The organism is Enterovibrio norvegicus (assembly GCF_002876705.1).
In the GTDB taxonomy this organism is placed as follows: Bacteria; Pseudomonadota; Gammaproteobacteria; order Enterobacterales; family Vibrionaceae; genus Enterovibrio; species Enterovibrio norvegicus_B.
Genome location: NZ_MDAG01000020.1, coordinates 33,233 through 49,097, shown reverse-complemented (window position 1 = coordinate 49,097; position 15,865 = coordinate 33,233). Strand labels below are relative to the sequence as shown.

Here is a 15,865-nt window from a genome sequence, read left to right as displayed (position 1 = left end):
AAAAAAAACCCGCCGTAGGGGGCGGGAGTAAGATGCGATTTTTTGGGTGTTGCCTGTCCGACAACTGTTATTAGAAGCAATTTTTTAACATGCTCGTAAACATCCATCAAACTCCCCGCAGCCTTAGAAGCTGTATTTATGATCGCGTCCACAAAGGGTGGCTTTTGTTGATAATATAGGGTGATACAATAGCGTTACTTAATTTGCAGGATGTAAACAATGACAGAACTAAAGAACGATCGCTATTTACGCGCTCTGTTAAAAGAGCCGGTTGATTACACGCCGGTATGGATGATGCGTCAGGCTGGCCGTTACTTGCCTGAATATAAGGCGACGCGAGCAGAAGCTGGCGACTTTATGTCATTGTGCAAAAACGCAGATCTGGCTTGTGAAGTCACTCTGCAACCTCTGCGTCGTTTCCCTCTTGATGCTGCGATTCTATTTTCAGACATCCTGACAATTCCTGATGCAATGGGGCTCGGCTTGTACTTTGAAACCGGTGAAGGTCCAAAGTTTGAGCGTCCTATTACTTGTAAAGCGGATGTGGAAAAGATCGGCCAGCCGGACCCTGAAGGTGAATTGCAGTACGTGATGAATGCAGTGCGTGCTTGCCGAAAAGGGTTGAACGGTGATGTGCCTTTGATTGGTTTCTCGGGTAGCCCTTGGACACTGGCTACCTATATGGTGGAAGGTGGCAGCTCGAAAGCCTTCACCAAGATCAAGAAAATGATGTACGCCGATCCTCAAACGCTGCACCTACTTCTTGATAAGCTTGCAGATAGCGTGATTGAGTATTTGAATGCGCAAATCAAAGCTGGCGCACAATCTGTGATGGTATTTGATACATGGGGCGGTGTATTGACGCCACGTGATTACAATGACTTCTCACTGCAATACATGCACAAAATCGTTGATGGCTTGATCCGTGAAAATGACGGTCGCCGCGTACCTGTGACCTTGTTCACCAAGAACGGTGGCATGTGGCTAGAGAAAATTGCAGCGACGGGCTGTGATGGTGTTGGCCTAGATTGGACCATTGACATTGGTGAAGCAAAACGCCGCATTGGTGACAAAGTGGCGCTTCAAGGCAACATGGATCCTTCCATGCTGTATGCATCACCTGAACGTATTCGCCAAGAAGTGGGTACCATTCTTGAAGGGTTTGGTAACAGCAATACTGGCCACGTATTCAATTTGGGCCACGGCATTCATTTGGATGTGCCACCTGAAAATGCGGGTGTGTTCGTTGATGCCGTGCATGAGCTTTCAAAGCCATACCACAAGTAAGTACATCCCTACGTAGTTTGAAAATGGTCAGCGTTTGCTGGCCATTTTTGTTTATAGGCCTCCACGCGAACACGCCGAGTGAGGTTCACTCGGAAAAACCCTCGAAAAGCTGTACATCTTTTTTATTTCAATATTATCAATGCAATAGATGGTGATGGCCATTGATGACTATTTTTCAGATCAAAAAAGCTGAAATTTCATCTAAAAGCTGATCAAGAGAGAGATGGCTGTTTCTGGGGTTGTTTAGAACAGAATTTAGCGGTGCAGGGTTCACTGGGAAAATTGCTAAGAAAGCTGTACGCAGTGTTTTAGATTTTTAATAACAATTACTTACGCACATTCACTGTTGATTTTTAATTTTTAGTACAGCAAAAAGCAGAACGGAGCTATAAAAGCTGACCAACCCTGTTTCGTAAGTAAGGAAGTACATCTTCCTCAAACCAAGGGTTCTTTCTCAACCAAATGTTGTTTCTCGGTGATGGGTGCGGCAACGCAATAAAATCTGGTGACCATTGTGCATTGGCTTTAACGGTCTCCGTGAGTGTTCGCGGCTTATCTTTTAAATAGTAGCGTTGAGCATAGTCGCCAATGAGCAAGGTTAACTCGATGTTTGGAAGATGCTGTTTAACTGACGCATGCCATATTGGTGCACATTCCGGGCGTGGCGGTAGATCGCCAGAGTTTCCTTTTCCGGGATAGCAGAACCCCATCGGCATGATCGCAATGATATTGGGATCGTAGAACCGTGTTTTATCAATCTGAAGCCACTCTCTAAGGCGGTCGCCGCTTGGGTCATTCCACGGAATGCCCGTTTCATGAACGCGTGTTCCTGGTGCTTGGCCAATGATCAGTATTTGCGCGGAAGATGCTGCTTGCACAACGGGACGGGGGCCCAGAGGCAAATGCTCTGCACAGATTTGGCACCGATTTATGTCCTCAAGAAGTGAAGGCAGGGTTTTGGGCATGCTCAGTAACCCGATTCAAAATTGACGACATATTGAAGGGGTTCCCCATTTACCCATCGCAGGTAATTCTCTTTAAAGAGCATCACGACTTGCTCGGGAACGCTGATAGCAGAAATGTGTGGTGTAACTGAAATGGCGGGGTGTGACCAAAATGGGTGGTCGTTGCCAAGAGGTTCGGTAGCAAATACATCCAAAAAAGCATGCCTGATGTTCTGTTTTTCAATGGCGCTTAACAGGCCTTGCTCTTCTAACACTGGCCCTCTACCGACATTAAACAGCAAAGCGTGATGGCAATGAGACAGTGAATCTGCATTTAGCAGGTGCTTGGTCTGAGGTGTTGAAGGCAGCGTCGACACAATTACATCTGCCGAAGACAGCGAATGGTGTAAATCGGTATTTGAGACGACATCGTCAAATGGGGTTATCGGTGTGCCGCTTCGGCTCACACCGGTCACTGTCATGCCAAAGTGTTTTGCGGTCATCGCCACGTGCGCACCAATGGACCCCGTTCCTAATATCACCATGTGCATACCTTGAAGGCTTCGGTAAGAGATGGGTGACCAACGACGTTCAGTTTGTTGTGCTTGGTATTCGTGTAAATGGCGAGTGAATGAAAGCAGTTGTCCAAAGACATATTCCGACATCAGCGGACCAAAGATACCGCGCACATTCGTGAGTTGGTAGTCCCGCTTAGGATTGGCAAGCAAGGCATCACAGCCGGCAAATGTAGACTGTAGCCAAACAAGTTGGTGGGCGTGCTCTAGCTGGTTTGCAAACACTGGTGGGTCGGCCAGAACCAGATTCGCCTCTTCTAAACGCGAGGTGAGAGTGAGGTCGGGCAGTCGCGCTTGAGAGAGCAAATCTGCATATTGGTCATGGTTTTCTGAGCAAATATAAAGTCGGTTCAACATCACTTCCTTTTTATTTTGAATCATCCTTGAAACGCCTATGAAGCATGTTTCTTGAGGTAGTTCGTGGTTATCAAGTAAACTTGCCTCACATTCCTTTCTGGCCAGCACATGCTGTGTCATAAGATAGACGGCAGACCATGTTACAAAATCCGATCCAGCTGCGACTCGAAAAACTTGAACCTTGGCAGCATATCACTTTTATGGCGGCGCTGGTGGAGCGCATGTACCCCAATTATGCAGCATTTTGCCAGCAGACGGACTTTGCTGAACCGCAGGCTTTTCGAAACCTGTTGGATGCAGTATGGGAAATTATGACGGTGAAAACGGCCAAAATTAACTTTGAAAACCAGCTTGAGAAGCTGGAAGAGTTGATTCCTAACACCGAAGACTACGACATCTATCTGATTTACCCAGCTGTCGATGCGTGTGTATCAATGTCGACGCTGATCCATACCTTACTTGATCGCGATCTGATGATGGAATCGGTGCTGAAAATCAGTCAGCAGTCGGTTGCCAGCGTGGCGCAATTGGAAGAAGCGCAGACAGGCGTTGAAGTGACCAATGACAACCAAAAAGAGAATGAAGCGGTGTGTGCTGAGTGGGATGTGCAGTGGGAAATCTTCCGCGCACTCAAAGACGCTGAGTCACGTGACATTGAATTGATCCGCGGTATTCGTAATGAGCTTCGCGAAGACGGTGTAAGTAACCTCGGTCTATCACTGTAAGTAACCGTGAACGTTGAGATGAAAAAAACGGGCTTTCGCCCGTTTTTTTATTTTGATGATTTTACATCTGCTTCACTGCCCGACGCTTCGGGTTTTTCTTTTGCATCGTCAGCATGTTTGTTTGCTGTGTCAGTCATGTTCGCATTAGAGGCTGCAGCTGCGTCAATCGCCGCTTTCTTTGCATCTTCTTCGTCATCATCTTTACTTTCGATCACGCCGTGGGTTTCTTTCCAGTCAGCCCAGCGCTCTTGAGCGAGCGTTTGCATGTTCATGGTTTTATCTGCTTCATCCACGATCTCTTTGCCCATCAGGTGCTCAAAGATGTCTTCCAGCGTGATGATGCCTTGAACATCTCCGTATTCGTCAACGATCAGCGCAAGCTGTGAACGTTGCGCCATCAAGCGATCAAATGCCTTTGGCACATGAGTTGAATCGTGAACAACAGGAATGGGACGCATTAAAGAACCCAACTTATCGTCACCACGGCCATGTTGGCGCGCTGAGAACAGTTCTAGACGGTGAACAAAGCCCATGATGTTGTCGCGTTGTTCTGTATAAACCAGAGGGCGAGAGAACGGCGTGTCATGGTGTTGGTCTAGAAATTCTTCAATGGTCATCTCTGCATCAACGCGGAATAGCACAGGGCGTGGCGTCATGAGTTTGGTGACTGACACATCGCGCAAGCTAAGCAGGTTGGTCAGCATGGTGGATTCGTCGTCTGCCAATTCACCGTTTTCTTTTGCTAGCAGCGCCATCGCAGAAATTTCGTCACGCAGCTTTGGTTGTTCTTTGCCACGAGACAAACGACGCGTCAGTTGTTCTGATGCCCAAACGATCGGGGTGAGGGCCCATACCATCCAACGAAGAACGGAGGCAGCACCTGGCGCCATTTGACGCCAGTAAGTCGCACCGATGGTTTTCGGTACAATTTCGGACAGTAGCAAAATAGCCAATGTTAGGAATGCAGAGAATACGCCTAGCCATGCATCACCAAATACTTTGGTTGCTTGCGCACCGGATGCTGCTGCACCGACAGTGTGAGCGATGGTGTTCAGCGTTAGGATAGAAGCCAGTGGGCGATCAATGTCATCTTTGAGTTCTTGCAAGCGTGCTGCGGCAGGGTGACCTTGTTGTCGCATTTGGGCCAAGTAACTGGGGGTGATACTCAAAAGAACCGCTTCGAGCACCGAGCAAATAAATGAAACACCGATAGACAGTGCAACAAACATGATGAGCAGAATCATTATATTCCAGCGTAATAGTAGTAATTGGGGGTAATAGTAGCGCCAAAGATCAGGTCTAAGCGCTGTAAATACAAGAGTTGGAGTTAAAATATACCCAATATTTTGTGAGGATGCGCTCAGTTTGTGGTTAAAGACTCTGCATACAGTCACTTGAAGCGCCACAAACCTTTGCCAGTCGGGCTTCTTTTGAATTAGAGTTGCCTTGTCTCAAGAAAACCTAAGAAGGGAAGACCTAATGAACAAAACCAACTTGATCGACCTGATTGCTGAAAAAGCGGACCTGTCTAAAGCTCAAGCAAAAGCTGCACTGGAAGCGACTCTTGCAGGCATCGAAGGTGCACTGAAAGATGGTGACCAGGTTCAACTGATCGGTTTCGGTACGTTTAAAGTTAACCACCGTGCTGCGCGCACTGGCCGTAACCCACAAACTGGTCAGGAAATTCAAATTGCTGCTGCAAACGTTCCTGCGTTTGTTGCGGGCAAAGCGCTTAAAGACGCAGTTAAGTAAGTTATACTCCGCCAAAACAAATTTCTTGTTTTGGCGGATATTTATGCACCTAACAGTAAAACCTCTCTTAATTCTCCTCATTGTTGCTTTGACGGGCTGTGGCTCGACAGAGAGTATTCAACCTCCTACGCTTTCCCAAACCGCCATTGTCCAAGGTGACGCCACCAGTATTTATTGGTTGGATGAACGACAAAGCTTTCCAGAAACCCTGACAGAAAAAGTCCTGCTGGGCGATTACGGCCAATACCGTTCAGAATATCGTTGGCGAAAAGGGGTTGTGCGTGAAATTCAGCGTGAAGGCGACGTGCTGATCGATGGCAAGCTAAAACATCAAGCCGTGCTTATTCGCTATGACTCTGAAGGCGAAGCGGTGTATCAGCAATATCGTGTTGATGGTGATTTGCTTCCTTTAAGAACGACAGAGCTTGTGCGGTACGCACGCCAAGCTGAACAAGCGCTTGCGAATACGCGAGAACAAGTAAAGAAAAAGCAGACGTTCTTCCAAGGGTATTGGAGCGAAGGTGTGTTGGAAGAGTGCAACACAGGTAAAGAAAAGGCATTGACGTTTAACGTCTCTTTTCCTGACTACCTCTTTGAGCGTTTAAACAAAGAAGACAACTTCCTTGCCGCAGTGGGTAAAGTCGGTCGAAAAGAAAATACTGTCGACACGATTATCGTATTAGACAAAGACAGTGCAGATTGCTTTGAGCGTCCGAGCTTTAATTGACGGACATGCACTGATTACTGCGAACATCGTTAAGAGATCGTTCGACAGAAACATTAAAAAACGCGCCAATCGGCGCGTTTTTGCTTTTCTTACTGAATAGCTCTGCTAACAAAGCAAGAAACTACTGTTTCTCGCGCGCTATTGCGCGGTAGCCGATGTCATCGCGGTGGAACATACCATTCCAGCTAATTTGCGACGCAAGCGCGTAAGCGCGCTGCTGAGCGTCTAATACGCTGTCACCCATGGCAGTGGCACACAACACACGACCACCTGCTGTCACGACGTTACCGTCTTTCTCCGCAGTGCCTGCATGGAAGACTTTCGCGCTGTCAGACGATTCAGTGGACAATCCTGAAATCACGTCGCCTTTGTTGTAAGACGCAGGGTATCCGCCAGCTGCCAGCACAACACCAATTGAAGCGCGTGGATCCCACTTAGATTCAACCGTATCAAGCTTGCCCGCAACAGCTGCTTGGCAAAGTGCAACCAAGTCAGATTGAAGACGCAGCATGATAGGTTGCGTTTCAGGGTCACCAAAGCGGCAGTTGTACTCGATCACTTTTGGTGTGCCGTCAGCCATAACCATCAAGCCTGCGTACAAGAACCCTGAGTAAGGGTTGCCTTCGGCTGCCATACCGCGAACGGTCGGGAAGATAACCTCGTTCATCACGCGGTCATGAATCTCAGGGGTAACAACCGGTGCAGGGCTATACGCACCCATACCGCCAGTGTTTGGCCCTGTATCGCCGTTACCGACACGTTTGTGGTCTTGGCTGGTGGCCATTGGCAATACATTTTCGCCATCAACCATCACGATGAAGCTGGCTTCTTCGCCATCAAGGAATTCTTCAACCACCACACGGTGACCCGCTTCGCCAAATGCGTTGCCTGCCAGCATGTCACGGATAGCGTATTCTGCTTCTTCCAAGGTCATGGCAACAATAACGCCCTTACCTGCGGCAAGACCGTCAGCTTTGACGACGATAGGTGCACCTTTTTCACGAACATAGGCCAATGCTGGCTCAATCTCAGTGAAGTTTTGGTAATCCGCAGACGGGATAGCATGACGTGCCAAGAAATCTTTTGTGAAGGCTTTTGAACCTTCAAGCTGCGCGGCAGCTTTTGTTGGGCCAAAAATGGCGAGGCTTTCGGCTTGGAAAGCATCAACCACGCCCAGCACCAAAGGCACTTCAGGGCCAACGATCGTCAATGCCACGTTTTTTGACTTAGCAAAATCAACGAGACCCGAAATGTCTTCAACGTCGATAGCGACATTTTCAAGTTTTGGCTCGAGTGCTGTGCCTGCGTTTCCAGGTGCAACAAAAACCGTTTCAACATTTGCAGATTGCGCAGCTTTCCATGCAAGAGCATGCTCACGACCACCGCCACCAATAACAAGGATGTTCATATTGTTGCGTTCCTTCTTTCTTTTAAGGCGATTGCGCGCTTAAAAGGGCAAAAACGAAAGTGTTGATAGATGCGCAGCAGCTTTATCGCACTGCGCATCGCGTGTCATTTATTCGTGACTGTCTCTTAGTGACGGAAGTGACGCATACCCGTGAAGACCATTGCCATGCCGTGCTCATCAGCGGCTGCAACCACTTCGTCATCACGCATAGAACCACCTGGTTGAATCACACAAGTGATTCCCGCCTCAGCGGCAGCATCGATACCATCACGGAATGGGAAGAAAGCATCTGAAGCCATTACGCTACCTGCCACTTCCAAATTCTCATCAGCGGCTTTAATGCCCGCAATTTTCGCAGAGTAAACGCGGCTCATTTGGCCTGCACCTACACCGATGGTCATGTTGCCTTTTGCGTAGACGATGGCGTTTGATTTCACGTACTTCGCCACTTTCCAGCAGAACAGCGCGTCGCGCAGTTCTTCTTCAGTCGGCTGACGCTTAGACACCACTTTCAAGTCATCCAGTGACACCATGCCTTGGTCGCGATCTTGCACCAACAAGCCGCCGTTAACGCGTTTTACGTCGAAGCCTGTGGTTTGTGTGCTCCATTGGCCGCACACCAACAGGCGAACGTTTTTCTTCGCGCTGACGACGTCAGAAGCCGCTGCTGAAACAGATGGAGCAATGATGACTTCCACGAACTGACGGTCAACAATCGCTTGTGCAGTTTCCGCATCCAGTTCACGGTTAAAGGCGATGATGCCACCAAATGCGGAAGTAGGGTCGGTTTTGTATGCGCGATCGTACGCTTCAAGCAAGTTGTCGCCGAGCGCAACACCACATGGGTTGGCATGCTTAACGATAACGCATGCTGGTTCAACGAACTCTTTCACACACTCAAGTGCTGCGTCGGTATCTGCGATGTTATTGTAAGACAGTGCTTTACCTTGCAGCTGAGTTGCAGTAGAAACGGATGCTTCTTCTGGGGTCGCTTCTGTGTAGAACGCAGCAGCTTGATGGCTGTTCTCGCCATAACGCATGTCTTGTTTCTTGATGAACTGCTGGTTGAAGGTACGTGGGAACACAGATTCTTCATCGCCTTCCTTGTTATCGCCGTACGATGGCACCATGGTACCGAAGTAGTTAGCGATCATACCGTCGTACGCTGCTGTGTGCTCGAAAGCAGAAATGGCTAAATCAAAGCGCGTTTTCAGTGTCAGAGAGCCGCCGTTGGTTTCTAGTTCTGTCAGCACACGACCATAATCAGATGCATTAACCACGATGGCGACATCTTTGTGGTTTTTAGCAGCAGAACGCACCATTGTTGGACCACCGATATCGATGTTCTCAACCGCATCTTCCAGTGTACAACCTTCTTTTGCGACGGTTTCTGCAAACGGATAAAGGTTTACAACCACCATGTCGATAGGTGCAATACCGTGTTCGTTCATGATGTTGTCATCGGTGTCACGACGACCCAAAATGCCACCGTGTACTTTCGGATGCAGGGTCTTAACGCGTCCGTCCATCATCTCTGGAAAACCGGTATAATCTGAAACTTCAGTCACCGCGAGACCTTGTTCTGCCAATAGGCGAGCAGTACCGCCGGTGGAGAGAATATCTACACCTTTTTCCGCGAGGGCCTTGGCAAATTCAACAATGCCAGTTTTGTCAGATACGCTAATCAATGCGCGACGAATAGGACGAGCGTTTTCCATTGCTACCATCTCTTTAACTGTGGGGATAGGATATTTGGCAAAATGGTCAATACGCGACCATTTTGCCAAAGACCCAGACACCGCGGTGTCTCATGTTGGAATGGCGCACATTCTAACCTAATTTAGTGACGCAATCGATTGCTTTTATGGTTTTGTCACAGAATACGGAAGAAATGATTCATGACGATGTTGCAGATTGGGCAGCTTGCTAAACGGGCGGGTGTGTCAGGGGATACGTTGCGTTTTTATGAGAAAGTGGGACTACTCCAACCCGCTTCGCGCAGTGACAGCGGCTACCGTCTTTATGATGAAGATGCCATATCGCGTATCCATTTTATATTAAAAGCAAAACGCATTGGCCTCACCCTCGAAGAGATTCAAGAATTGTTGGATATTCGTCTTGAAGCGAGCCAACACAGCTGTGCGGAAGTCAAAGGCATCACGCAGAAAAAATTGAACGAAATCGACCAAAAAATTGCAGAGCTTACGCAAATTCGCATGGCATTGAAAAAGCTCAACGATGCTTGTTGTGGTCACGTGGATGATGATGCGAGTCATTGCTCGATACTTGAAGCGTTAGCGGATGATTAACGGCTTTCTCTTGTAACACCTTGAGGTTGTTTGAGATGGCATTAAAAAAGCGAGCTCAATAAGCTCGCTTTTGTGTTGAATACGTTAAAGCAAAATTACGCTGACAGCGCCGCGAGTGCAGCGTCATAGTTTGGCTCATCACCCAGCTCGCCGACCAGCTCAACATGCGTAACTACACCACCTTCATTCAGCACCACGACAGCGCGCGCGGCTAAGTCACGTAGCGGTCCTTCAGCAATCAAAAGGCCGTAGTCCTTTAGAAATGCAGGGCTTCTAAACGTTGAAGCATGCTGAACGTTGTTCAAACCTTCTAGCTCGCAAAAACGGCTCACAGCAAACGGTAGATCGGCAGAGATGCACACCACTTTGGTATTGCTGGTGGAGGCCGCTTTTTCATTGAATGCACGCACGCTACTCGCACACGTTGGTGTATCAATGCTTGGGAAAATGTTGAGCACGACTTTGTTGCCACGCAGACTTTCTAGTGTGAGATCAGACAGATCGCCAGCAGTCAGTGAAAAACCGGGTGCGGGGGCGCCCGTCGCAGGGAGTGAACCAGAGAGTGGAAGAGGCTGTCCGTGAAATGTAACTTGTGACATTGTGGGTTCCTTGTTAATGAAAACACGAGTGATTGGTAAGTCTGGCACATGCAGCGAATACCAAGTGTATAAAATACGTGATACAGCCTAAGACTCTGATTTGGTTCTCTTCGTCACGAGACCTAAATAGTGTTTGGGAACGTAAAAAGAGTGTGGTAGCGTCAAGGAAACCGAAAGGATACGTACCCCGAATAGCGCGCAGTGAAAAAACACACCTTGCCATCAGTGGGTACATCACAAGAGAAGTAAGGACAAAGATGTTAAAGGTTAACGAATATTTTGATGGTGGCGTGAAGTCCATCAGCTTTGAAAACAAAGGTCCATTGAGCGTAGGCGTAATGGAAGCGGGTGAGTACACGTTTGGTACTGCAGCACCAGAGCGCATGAAAGTGGTTAAAGGCGAGCTTACCGTTAAGCTTCCGGGTCACATCGAATGGGAAACCTTCGGCGCGGGTGATGACTTTGAAGTCCCTGGTGAATCTTCTTTCCAAGTGAAAGTAGAGCAAACCACTGCATACTTGTGTGAGTACCTGTAAGCAGAAAATGCTTAGGCAGTGACGATGAAAAAAGCGCCCTTGCAGGCGCTTTTTTTGTGTTCGACAGGCGGTGTTTCTGTGTTTTTTGGACAGGTTGGTATTGTGCTGCCTGTAAACGTGGTCGCTTAAATGCCCCTCAAATAGATTTCTTCAAGCTTATCGGCGTGCCTCATCTTTGTCTCTCCACATATCAAAATGCAGGATTCAGCGTTGCTCATCACGTTCAATTAGAAGAGAAAAATCAAAGAGAGGGTGGTGCTTTTCGGAGGGGGAGAAACAACAAAGGCCAAACTTCAGAAGCTTGGCCTTTGTTTTAAAACTGTTTATATGGCCGAACTTAGTTCATGCCGTATTTTTTCAGTTTCTTACGCAGAGTACCACGGTTGATACCCATCATGGTTGCTGCGCGAGTTTGGTTACCGCGCGTGTACTGCATGATGGTGTCTAGCAGTGGCTGCTCAACTTCTGCCAGTACCAGCTCGTACAGGTCATTGACTTCCTGTCCATTCAACTGCGCTAGGTAGTTTTTCAGGGAGGCTTTTACTGAGTCACGCAGTGGCTTCTGGGTGATTTGATCTTGCGAAGTCACAGTAGTCACTGTCAATGCTTCTGAAGTCAGGTTTTGTTCGAACATACTCTGTCAGCTCTTCTCGTATTTTATGCAACGTTTACGAAATAATCTTGCAGCGCATCGATCTGCTGGTTGGCGTCTTCGATTGCGTTGAAAGTCCGGCGAAAATCGCCAATTACGTCATGTTCTTTCAGGTACCATCCCACGTGTTTACGTGCGATACGCAGTCCTTTGAGTTCACCATAAAACTGGTGCAGCTCTTGAACATGACCTAACAAAATTGCTTTTACTTCTTCCATTGGCGGAGCAGCAAGTTCTTCGCCAGTGTCGAGGTAGTGTTGGATTTCTCGGAAAATCCATGGACGCCCTTGTGCAGGGCGACCGATCATCAAGGCATCTGCACCTGTGTATTCCAGCACGTGTTTCGCTTTCTGAGGGGTATCAATATCTCCGTTGGCGATAACGGGAATAGAAATAGCCTCTTTAACGGCACGAATGCTGTCGTACTCAGCTTCCCCCTTATACATACAAGCGCGTGTACGACCGTGTAGGGCCAACGCTTGGATGCCGCAGTCTTCTGCCAGTTTGGCAATCTGGAGGCAATTTTTGTTCTCCGGATCCCATCCTGTCCGTGTTTTCAGGGTGACGGGAACATCAACCGCTGCAACAACTGCTTTCAGGATTTGCTCAATGATGTCAGGTCGGGTCAGCAATGCTGAACCAGCCAGTTTCTTATTGACCTTTTTTGCCGGGCAACCCATGTTGATATCGACGATCTGAGCGCCATTCTCAACACAGTAACGCGCGGCATCCGCCATCAATGTAGGTTCTGCACCAGCAATCTGAACAGAACGAATCCCTTTCTCATCGAGATGAACCATCCGGTTCATCGATTTGGCTGTGTGCCACATCGCTGGATTGGAAGACATCATTTCACTCACCGCCATACCTGCGCCGTGGCTAAGGCAGAGCTCGCGAAATGGCCTATCAGTTACGCCAGCCATAGGCGCCACGATAAGGGTGTTTTCCAGTTTGTATGGTCCGATCTGCAAGGGATTACCTTCTATGTCAGCAAGGGCGCGCATTTTACGCATTTTTTCCCAGTCTGAAAAGGCCAATATTTGAGCGTTTTATCTTGATTTTATAAAAAGCCATGTAATTCAATTTTTTAGTACAAAAATTGCTCAGTTATCACCGAGTTAGGCCTTTTGACCCGTAATACGGCACCATTCTTCTTTCACAATGATGTCGTCAATGGTCAATTCATCGCGATAACAGTCGGCTACTGACTCTGCTTGCGTATCTAAAACGCCTGACATGGCCAGTTTACCGTTCGGCATCATCAAGCTTTTGATCACTGGCGATAGCTCGCGTAACGGACCCGCAAGGATGTTTGCTACCACGAATTCTGCTTTTAGATTGTCTGGCTGATCTTGTGGAAGGTACAACTCAAGACGGTCAGCGACGCCATTGCGCTCTGCATTGTCTTTTGATGCTTGCAGTGCTTGTGGGTCGATATCGATACCGATCACTTTCTCTGCACCCAGAAGAAGGGCAGCCAATGACAAAATGCCTGAACCACAACCGAAGTCGATCACAGTTTTGCCTGTGAGTTCTTGGCCATCTAGCCACTCTAAGCAAAGTGCGGTGGTTGGGTGTGTACCCGTACCAAACGCAAGGCCCGGATCGAGCATGATGTTCACCGCATTAGGATCAGGGGCATCACACCAGCTTGGGCAAACCCAAAGACGCTGACCAAATTGCATTGGCTTGAAATTGTCCATCCAAGCACGTTCCCAATCTTTATCTTCTAGCTGCTCTACCTTATAGGCAAAGTCGTCAGCAAGAAGTGGGCTTGCTTTTAGGATCGCCAGTACTGCGTCCATATCCGTTTCTGCATCGTAAAGCGCCAGAATATCGGTTTCACCCCACAGGCGCGTTTCACCTGGGAGAGGTTCAAAAACAGGCGTGTCTTTCGCGTCGAGGAAAGTGACAGACAACGCGCCCGCTTCTTCCATCAGCATGTCACCGATAGTTTCTGCGTTCTCGATGGTTGCATTCAGTTTGATTTGAATCCAAGGCATGGTTTCTTCGCTTATCGTTTAGCTACATTTTTAGGGGGCGGAGTCTAGCATAAAAAGTAGTCACTCGGGATAGGCAAGATATTCGTCATGGATAAGAAAAGCATAAAAAAACGGGTAGCAAGGCTACCCGTTGTCTGTTTTTACCCTTATGCCTTTGCATGCATTAAGGTGTGTTGGGCGATAAGAGTCGCTATGCCGCGGCGACGAGTGGCTTCTTCGCTTGAATCAGGCTTACGGCCACAAACGCGATAAGGCTGATGAGCAGCGAAGGCACGATGGCATGTACGCCAGCCATATCTGGTTTAAACGTTGAGAGTGCCGCATAACTTCCAAGGCCCGTTACCATCGATGCCATAGCGCCCCCCGATGTCGCCCCTTTCCAATACAGTCCTAGAATCAGTGGCCATAAGAACACTGCCTGCATACCACCAAAGGCGAGCAGGTTGAGCCATATGATCATATCTGGGGGATTGGTGGCCGCGACGAAGACCAAGAGCGAGAAAATGCCAGTGACCCACAAAGACAGGGTTGGCAGTTTACGCTCTATTTCAGGCTGGCGCTCGGCGCTCGGATTGATGTAGTTGAGGTACAAGTCTTTCAGTAAGGTCGCCGATGCCTGAATCAATTGTGAATCGATAGTGGACATGATCGCTGCCATGGGACCCGCCAGGAACACCCCTGCAACCACAGGAGGAAGTACTGTCATCATCAAGGTGGGCATGATTTGGTCAGGATTTGCCACATCAGGCACGACTGCTCTACCTAGCGCACCAGCGAGGTGCATACCGAGCATTAAAAACGCCACCATCGCCGTGCTGATCACCATGCCTTTGTGCAGTGAGCCACTCGATTTGTACGACATGCAACGTACGGCCGCGTGAGGCAGCCCGATAACGCCAAAGCACACCAATACCCAGAAACTGAGCATAAAAGGCTGAGAGAGGAATTCATCGGGGCCGTATGGCGTAATCAGTGCAGGGTCAATGGCGTGAAGTTCTGTCATCATTTCGCCAATGCTTCCGCCTGCATGCACGATGCCGACCAAGAGCGCAATGGTGCCAATGATCATCATGATGCCTTGCACGGTATCGGTCATGACCACTGCGCGGAATCCACCAATGGTGGTGTACACACCGACGGTCAGAGCAAACAGCATCAATCCATGCATGTAGGAAAGCCCTGTGACGGTTTGCAGTAAACGTGCGCCGCCGACGAATTGAACCACCATGGTGCCGAAAAAAGCCAGTAGCAGCGCGAGGGAAGCAAAAATGACCACGGCACGGTTCTTATATCGCGCGTAGAGCATGTCATTGAGGGTCAGTGCGTTGTGACGACGAGATTCAATGGCGAATTTTTTACCGAGCACGCCCAAGGTAAGCCAAGCGGCAGGCAATTGGATCATCGCCAGCAACACCCAGCCTAACCCCATTTTGTACGCGGCTCCTGGGCCGCCAATGAACGAGCTGGCACTCGCGTAAGTGGCGGCTAAGGTCATCGCGAGTACAAAACCGCCCATGCTGCGGTTACCGAGCAGGTATTCGTTAAGAAAGCCTTGGCTCTTTTTACCTTCCCTGCGTGAATAAATCGCCAATGCGAACACGGCCACCAAATACAAGACCATCGGAATGAGTAACTGGCTATTCATTGGGCGTGTCCTGTTCGATATCGAGAGGCATATCTTTATAGAGGTACTTCACCATGAGGGCGCACAGTACGGTAAAGAGTAGAGGGCCTATAACACATGCCATGAGAAACCAAAGTGGCATGCCGAAATACAGCGTGGGAAGCGTTTGTTCAATGCCTTCAGGCGCCAGTCCATAAGCGGAGGCATACCACCAAACAAAATAAGCAATGGCGAGCGCAATGGCCCATTTCGCTTCTTTGTGCGCTTGGTGGTATCGGCTGCTAAGTGTCTTCATAAGACGTCTCCAAAACAGAAACGGTGGTCCCCAGTGTCTGTTTGCAACAATACAGTGTGAAGAAAAGGGGCA

Annotated in this window: 17 protein-coding genes; 6 read left to right on the top strand and 11 right to left on the bottom strand. The window is 48.6% G+C overall.

Translation table 11 applies throughout. The features are described 5' to 3' along the window. The first annotated feature begins 219 nt into the window (after positions 1–219). Positions 220–1,287 carry a uroporphyrinogen decarboxylase gene (gene hemE, locus BCT27_RS12595; RefSeq protein ID WP_102395955.1) on the top strand — a complete coding sequence of 356 codons (1,068 nt, stop codon included), beginning with the start codon at positions 220–222 and terminating at the stop codon, positions 1,285–1,287. Between the two features lie 386 nt (positions 1,288–1,673). Here hemE and BCT27_RS12590 read toward each other — a convergent pair whose 3' ends face one another. Beyond that, positions 1,674–2,252 (bottom strand): uracil-DNA glycosylase family protein, encoded by a 579-nt coding sequence (locus BCT27_RS12590; protein WP_102395954.1) that lies wholly within the window; start codon positions 2,250–2,252, stop codon positions 1,674–1,676. A 2-nt stretch (positions 2,253–2,254) separates the two neighbouring features. After that, positions 2,255–3,163 carry a D-2-hydroxyacid dehydrogenase gene (locus tag BCT27_RS12585; protein ID WP_102395959.1) on the bottom strand — a complete coding sequence of 303 codons (909 nt, stop codon included), beginning with the start codon at positions 3,161–3,163 and terminating at the stop codon, positions 2,255–2,257. Between the two features lie 137 nt (positions 3,164–3,300). Here BCT27_RS12585 and BCT27_RS12580 point away from each other — a divergent pair, with 137 nt between their 5' ends. Next, complete coding sequence (locus BCT27_RS12580) at positions 3,301–3,888, top strand: YjaG family protein (RefSeq protein WP_017016954.1); 588 nt, start codon at positions 3,301–3,303, stop codon at positions 3,886–3,888. A gap of 47 nt (positions 3,889–3,935) precedes the next feature. Here BCT27_RS12580 and BCT27_RS12575 read toward each other — a convergent pair whose 3' ends face one another. After that, positions 3,936–5,132, bottom strand: coding sequence for a hemolysin family protein (locus tag BCT27_RS12575; protein WP_102395953.1), 1,197 nt, complete (start codon positions 5,130–5,132; stop codon positions 3,936–3,938). 235 nt (positions 5,133–5,367) lie between these two features. On the opposite strand from BCT27_RS12575, the gene hupA reads away from it, so the two are divergent. Continuing rightward, positions 5,368–5,640 carry a nucleoid-associated protein HU-alpha gene (gene hupA, locus BCT27_RS12570; protein ID WP_002542017.1) on the top strand — a complete coding sequence of 91 codons (273 nt, stop codon included), beginning with the start codon at positions 5,368–5,370 and terminating at the stop codon, positions 5,638–5,640. 43 nt (positions 5,641–5,683) lie between these two features. After that, positions 5,684–6,367, top strand: coding sequence for a DUF1481 domain-containing protein (locus BCT27_RS12565; protein WP_102395952.1), 684 nt, complete (start codon positions 5,684–5,686; stop codon positions 6,365–6,367). 121 nt (positions 6,368–6,488) lie between these two features. Here BCT27_RS12565 and purD read toward each other — a convergent pair whose 3' ends face one another. Both purD and purH read right to left on the bottom strand, forming a co-directional pair. Beyond that, positions 6,489–7,775, bottom strand: coding sequence for a phosphoribosylamine--glycine ligase (purD, locus tag BCT27_RS12560; protein ID WP_102395951.1), 1,287 nt, complete (start codon positions 7,773–7,775; stop codon positions 6,489–6,491). A gap of 125 nt (positions 7,776–7,900) precedes the next feature. Continuing rightward, positions 7,901–9,493 carry a bifunctional phosphoribosylaminoimidazolecarboxamide formyltransferase/IMP cyclohydrolase gene (gene purH, locus BCT27_RS12555; RefSeq protein WP_102395950.1) on the bottom strand — a complete coding sequence of 531 codons (1,593 nt, stop codon included), beginning with the start codon at positions 9,491–9,493 and terminating at the stop codon, positions 7,901–7,903. 180 nt (positions 9,494–9,673) lie between these two features. On the opposite strand from purH, the gene zntR reads away from it, so the two are divergent. Then, entirely contained in the window at positions 9,674–10,084 is a 411-nt protein-coding gene (gene zntR / locus BCT27_RS12550; protein ID WP_074928066.1) for a Zn(2+)-responsive transcriptional regulator, read from the top strand. Positions 10,085–10,179: 95 nt separating this feature from the next. Here the strand turns inward: zntR and tpx are convergent, their stop codons facing one another. After that, a complete protein-coding gene (gene tpx, locus BCT27_RS12545; RefSeq protein ID WP_102318988.1) occupies positions 10,180–10,683 on the bottom strand; it encodes a thiol peroxidase in 504 nt (167 codons plus the stop codon). Positions 10,684–10,940: 257 nt separating this feature from the next. Here tpx and ppnP point away from each other — a divergent pair, with 257 nt between their 5' ends. Further along, entirely contained in the window at positions 10,941–11,219 is a 279-nt protein-coding gene (gene ppnP / locus BCT27_RS12540) for a pyrimidine/purine nucleoside phosphorylase (RefSeq protein ID WP_017007890.1), read from the top strand. 337 nt (positions 11,220–11,556) lie between these two features. Here ppnP and fis read toward each other — a convergent pair whose 3' ends face one another. The 5 genes from fis to BCT27_RS12515 form a co-directional block, all read right to left on the bottom strand. Then, positions 11,557–11,853, bottom strand: a complete 297-nt coding sequence (gene fis / locus BCT27_RS12535) for a DNA-binding transcriptional regulator Fis (RefSeq protein ID WP_002542007.1) — start codon at positions 11,851–11,853, stop codon at positions 11,557–11,559. A gap of 23 nt (positions 11,854–11,876) precedes the next feature. Continuing rightward, on the bottom strand, positions 11,877–12,842 hold the full coding sequence (gene dusB / locus BCT27_RS12530; RefSeq protein WP_026024948.1) for a tRNA dihydrouridine synthase DusB: 966 nt from the start codon (positions 12,840–12,842) through the stop codon (positions 11,877–11,879). Positions 12,843–12,989: 147 nt separating this feature from the next. Next, positions 12,990–13,874, bottom strand: coding sequence for a 50S ribosomal protein L11 methyltransferase (gene prmA / locus BCT27_RS12525; RefSeq protein WP_102318990.1), 885 nt, complete (start codon positions 13,872–13,874; stop codon positions 12,990–12,992). Between the two features lie 190 nt (positions 13,875–14,064). Beyond that, positions 14,065–15,519, bottom strand: a complete 1,455-nt coding sequence (panF, locus tag BCT27_RS12520; protein ID WP_102395949.1) for a sodium/pantothenate symporter — start codon at positions 15,517–15,519, stop codon at positions 14,065–14,067. Further along, positions 15,512–15,793, bottom strand: a complete 282-nt coding sequence (locus BCT27_RS12515) for a YhdT family protein (RefSeq protein ID WP_017007884.1) — start codon at positions 15,791–15,793, stop codon at positions 15,512–15,514. Before BCT27_RS12515 ends, panF begins: the two co-directional genes overlap by 8 nt. Between the last annotated feature and the right edge of the window lie 72 nt (positions 15,794–15,865).

Coding starts and splice junctions, on each gene's coding strand:
- hemE (WP_102395955.1), top strand. CDS start 220: ATGACAGAACTAAAGAACGATCGCTATTTACGCGCTCTGTTAAAAGAG.
- BCT27_RS12590 (WP_102395954.1), bottom strand. CDS start 2,252: ATGCCCAAAACCCTGCCTTCACTTCTTGAGGACATAAATCGGTGCCAA.
- BCT27_RS12585 (WP_102395959.1), bottom strand. CDS start 3,163: ATGTTGAACCGACTTTATATTTGCTCAGAAAACCATGACCAATATGCA.
- BCT27_RS12580 (WP_017016954.1), top strand. CDS start 3,301: ATGTTACAAAATCCGATCCAGCTGCGACTCGAAAAACTTGAACCTTGG.
- BCT27_RS12575 (WP_102395953.1), bottom strand. CDS start 5,132: ATGATTCTGCTCATCATGTTTGTTGCACTGTCTATCGGTGTTTCATTT.
- hupA (WP_002542017.1), top strand. CDS start 5,368: ATGAACAAAACCAACTTGATCGACCTGATTGCTGAAAAAGCGGACCTG.
- BCT27_RS12565 (WP_102395952.1), top strand. CDS start 5,684: ATGCACCTAACAGTAAAACCTCTCTTAATTCTCCTCATTGTTGCTTTG.
- purD (WP_102395951.1), bottom strand. CDS start 7,775: ATGAACATCCTTGTTATTGGTGGCGGTGGTCGTGAGCATGCTCTTGCA.
- purH (WP_102395950.1), bottom strand. CDS start 9,493: ATGGAAAACGCTCGTCCTATTCGTCGCGCATTGATTAGCGTATCTGAC.
- zntR (WP_074928066.1), top strand. CDS start 9,674: ATGACGATGTTGCAGATTGGGCAGCTTGCTAAACGGGCGGGTGTGTCA.
- tpx (WP_102318988.1), bottom strand. CDS start 10,683: ATGTCACAAGTTACATTTCACGGACAGCCTCTTCCACTCTCTGGTTCA.
- ppnP (WP_017007890.1), top strand. CDS start 10,941: ATGTTAAAGGTTAACGAATATTTTGATGGTGGCGTGAAGTCCATCAGC.
- fis (WP_002542007.1), bottom strand. CDS start 11,853: ATGTTCGAACAAAACCTGACTTCAGAAGCATTGACAGTGACTACTGTG.
- prmA (WP_102318990.1), bottom strand. CDS start 13,874: ATGCCTTGGATTCAAATCAAACTGAATGCAACCATCGAGAACGCAGAA.
- panF (WP_102395949.1), bottom strand. CDS start 15,519: ATGAATAGCCAGTTACTCATTCCGATGGTCTTGTATTTGGTGGCCGTG.
- BCT27_RS12515 (WP_017007884.1), bottom strand. CDS start 15,793: ATGAAGACACTTAGCAGCCGATACCACCAAGCGCACAAAGAAGCGAAA.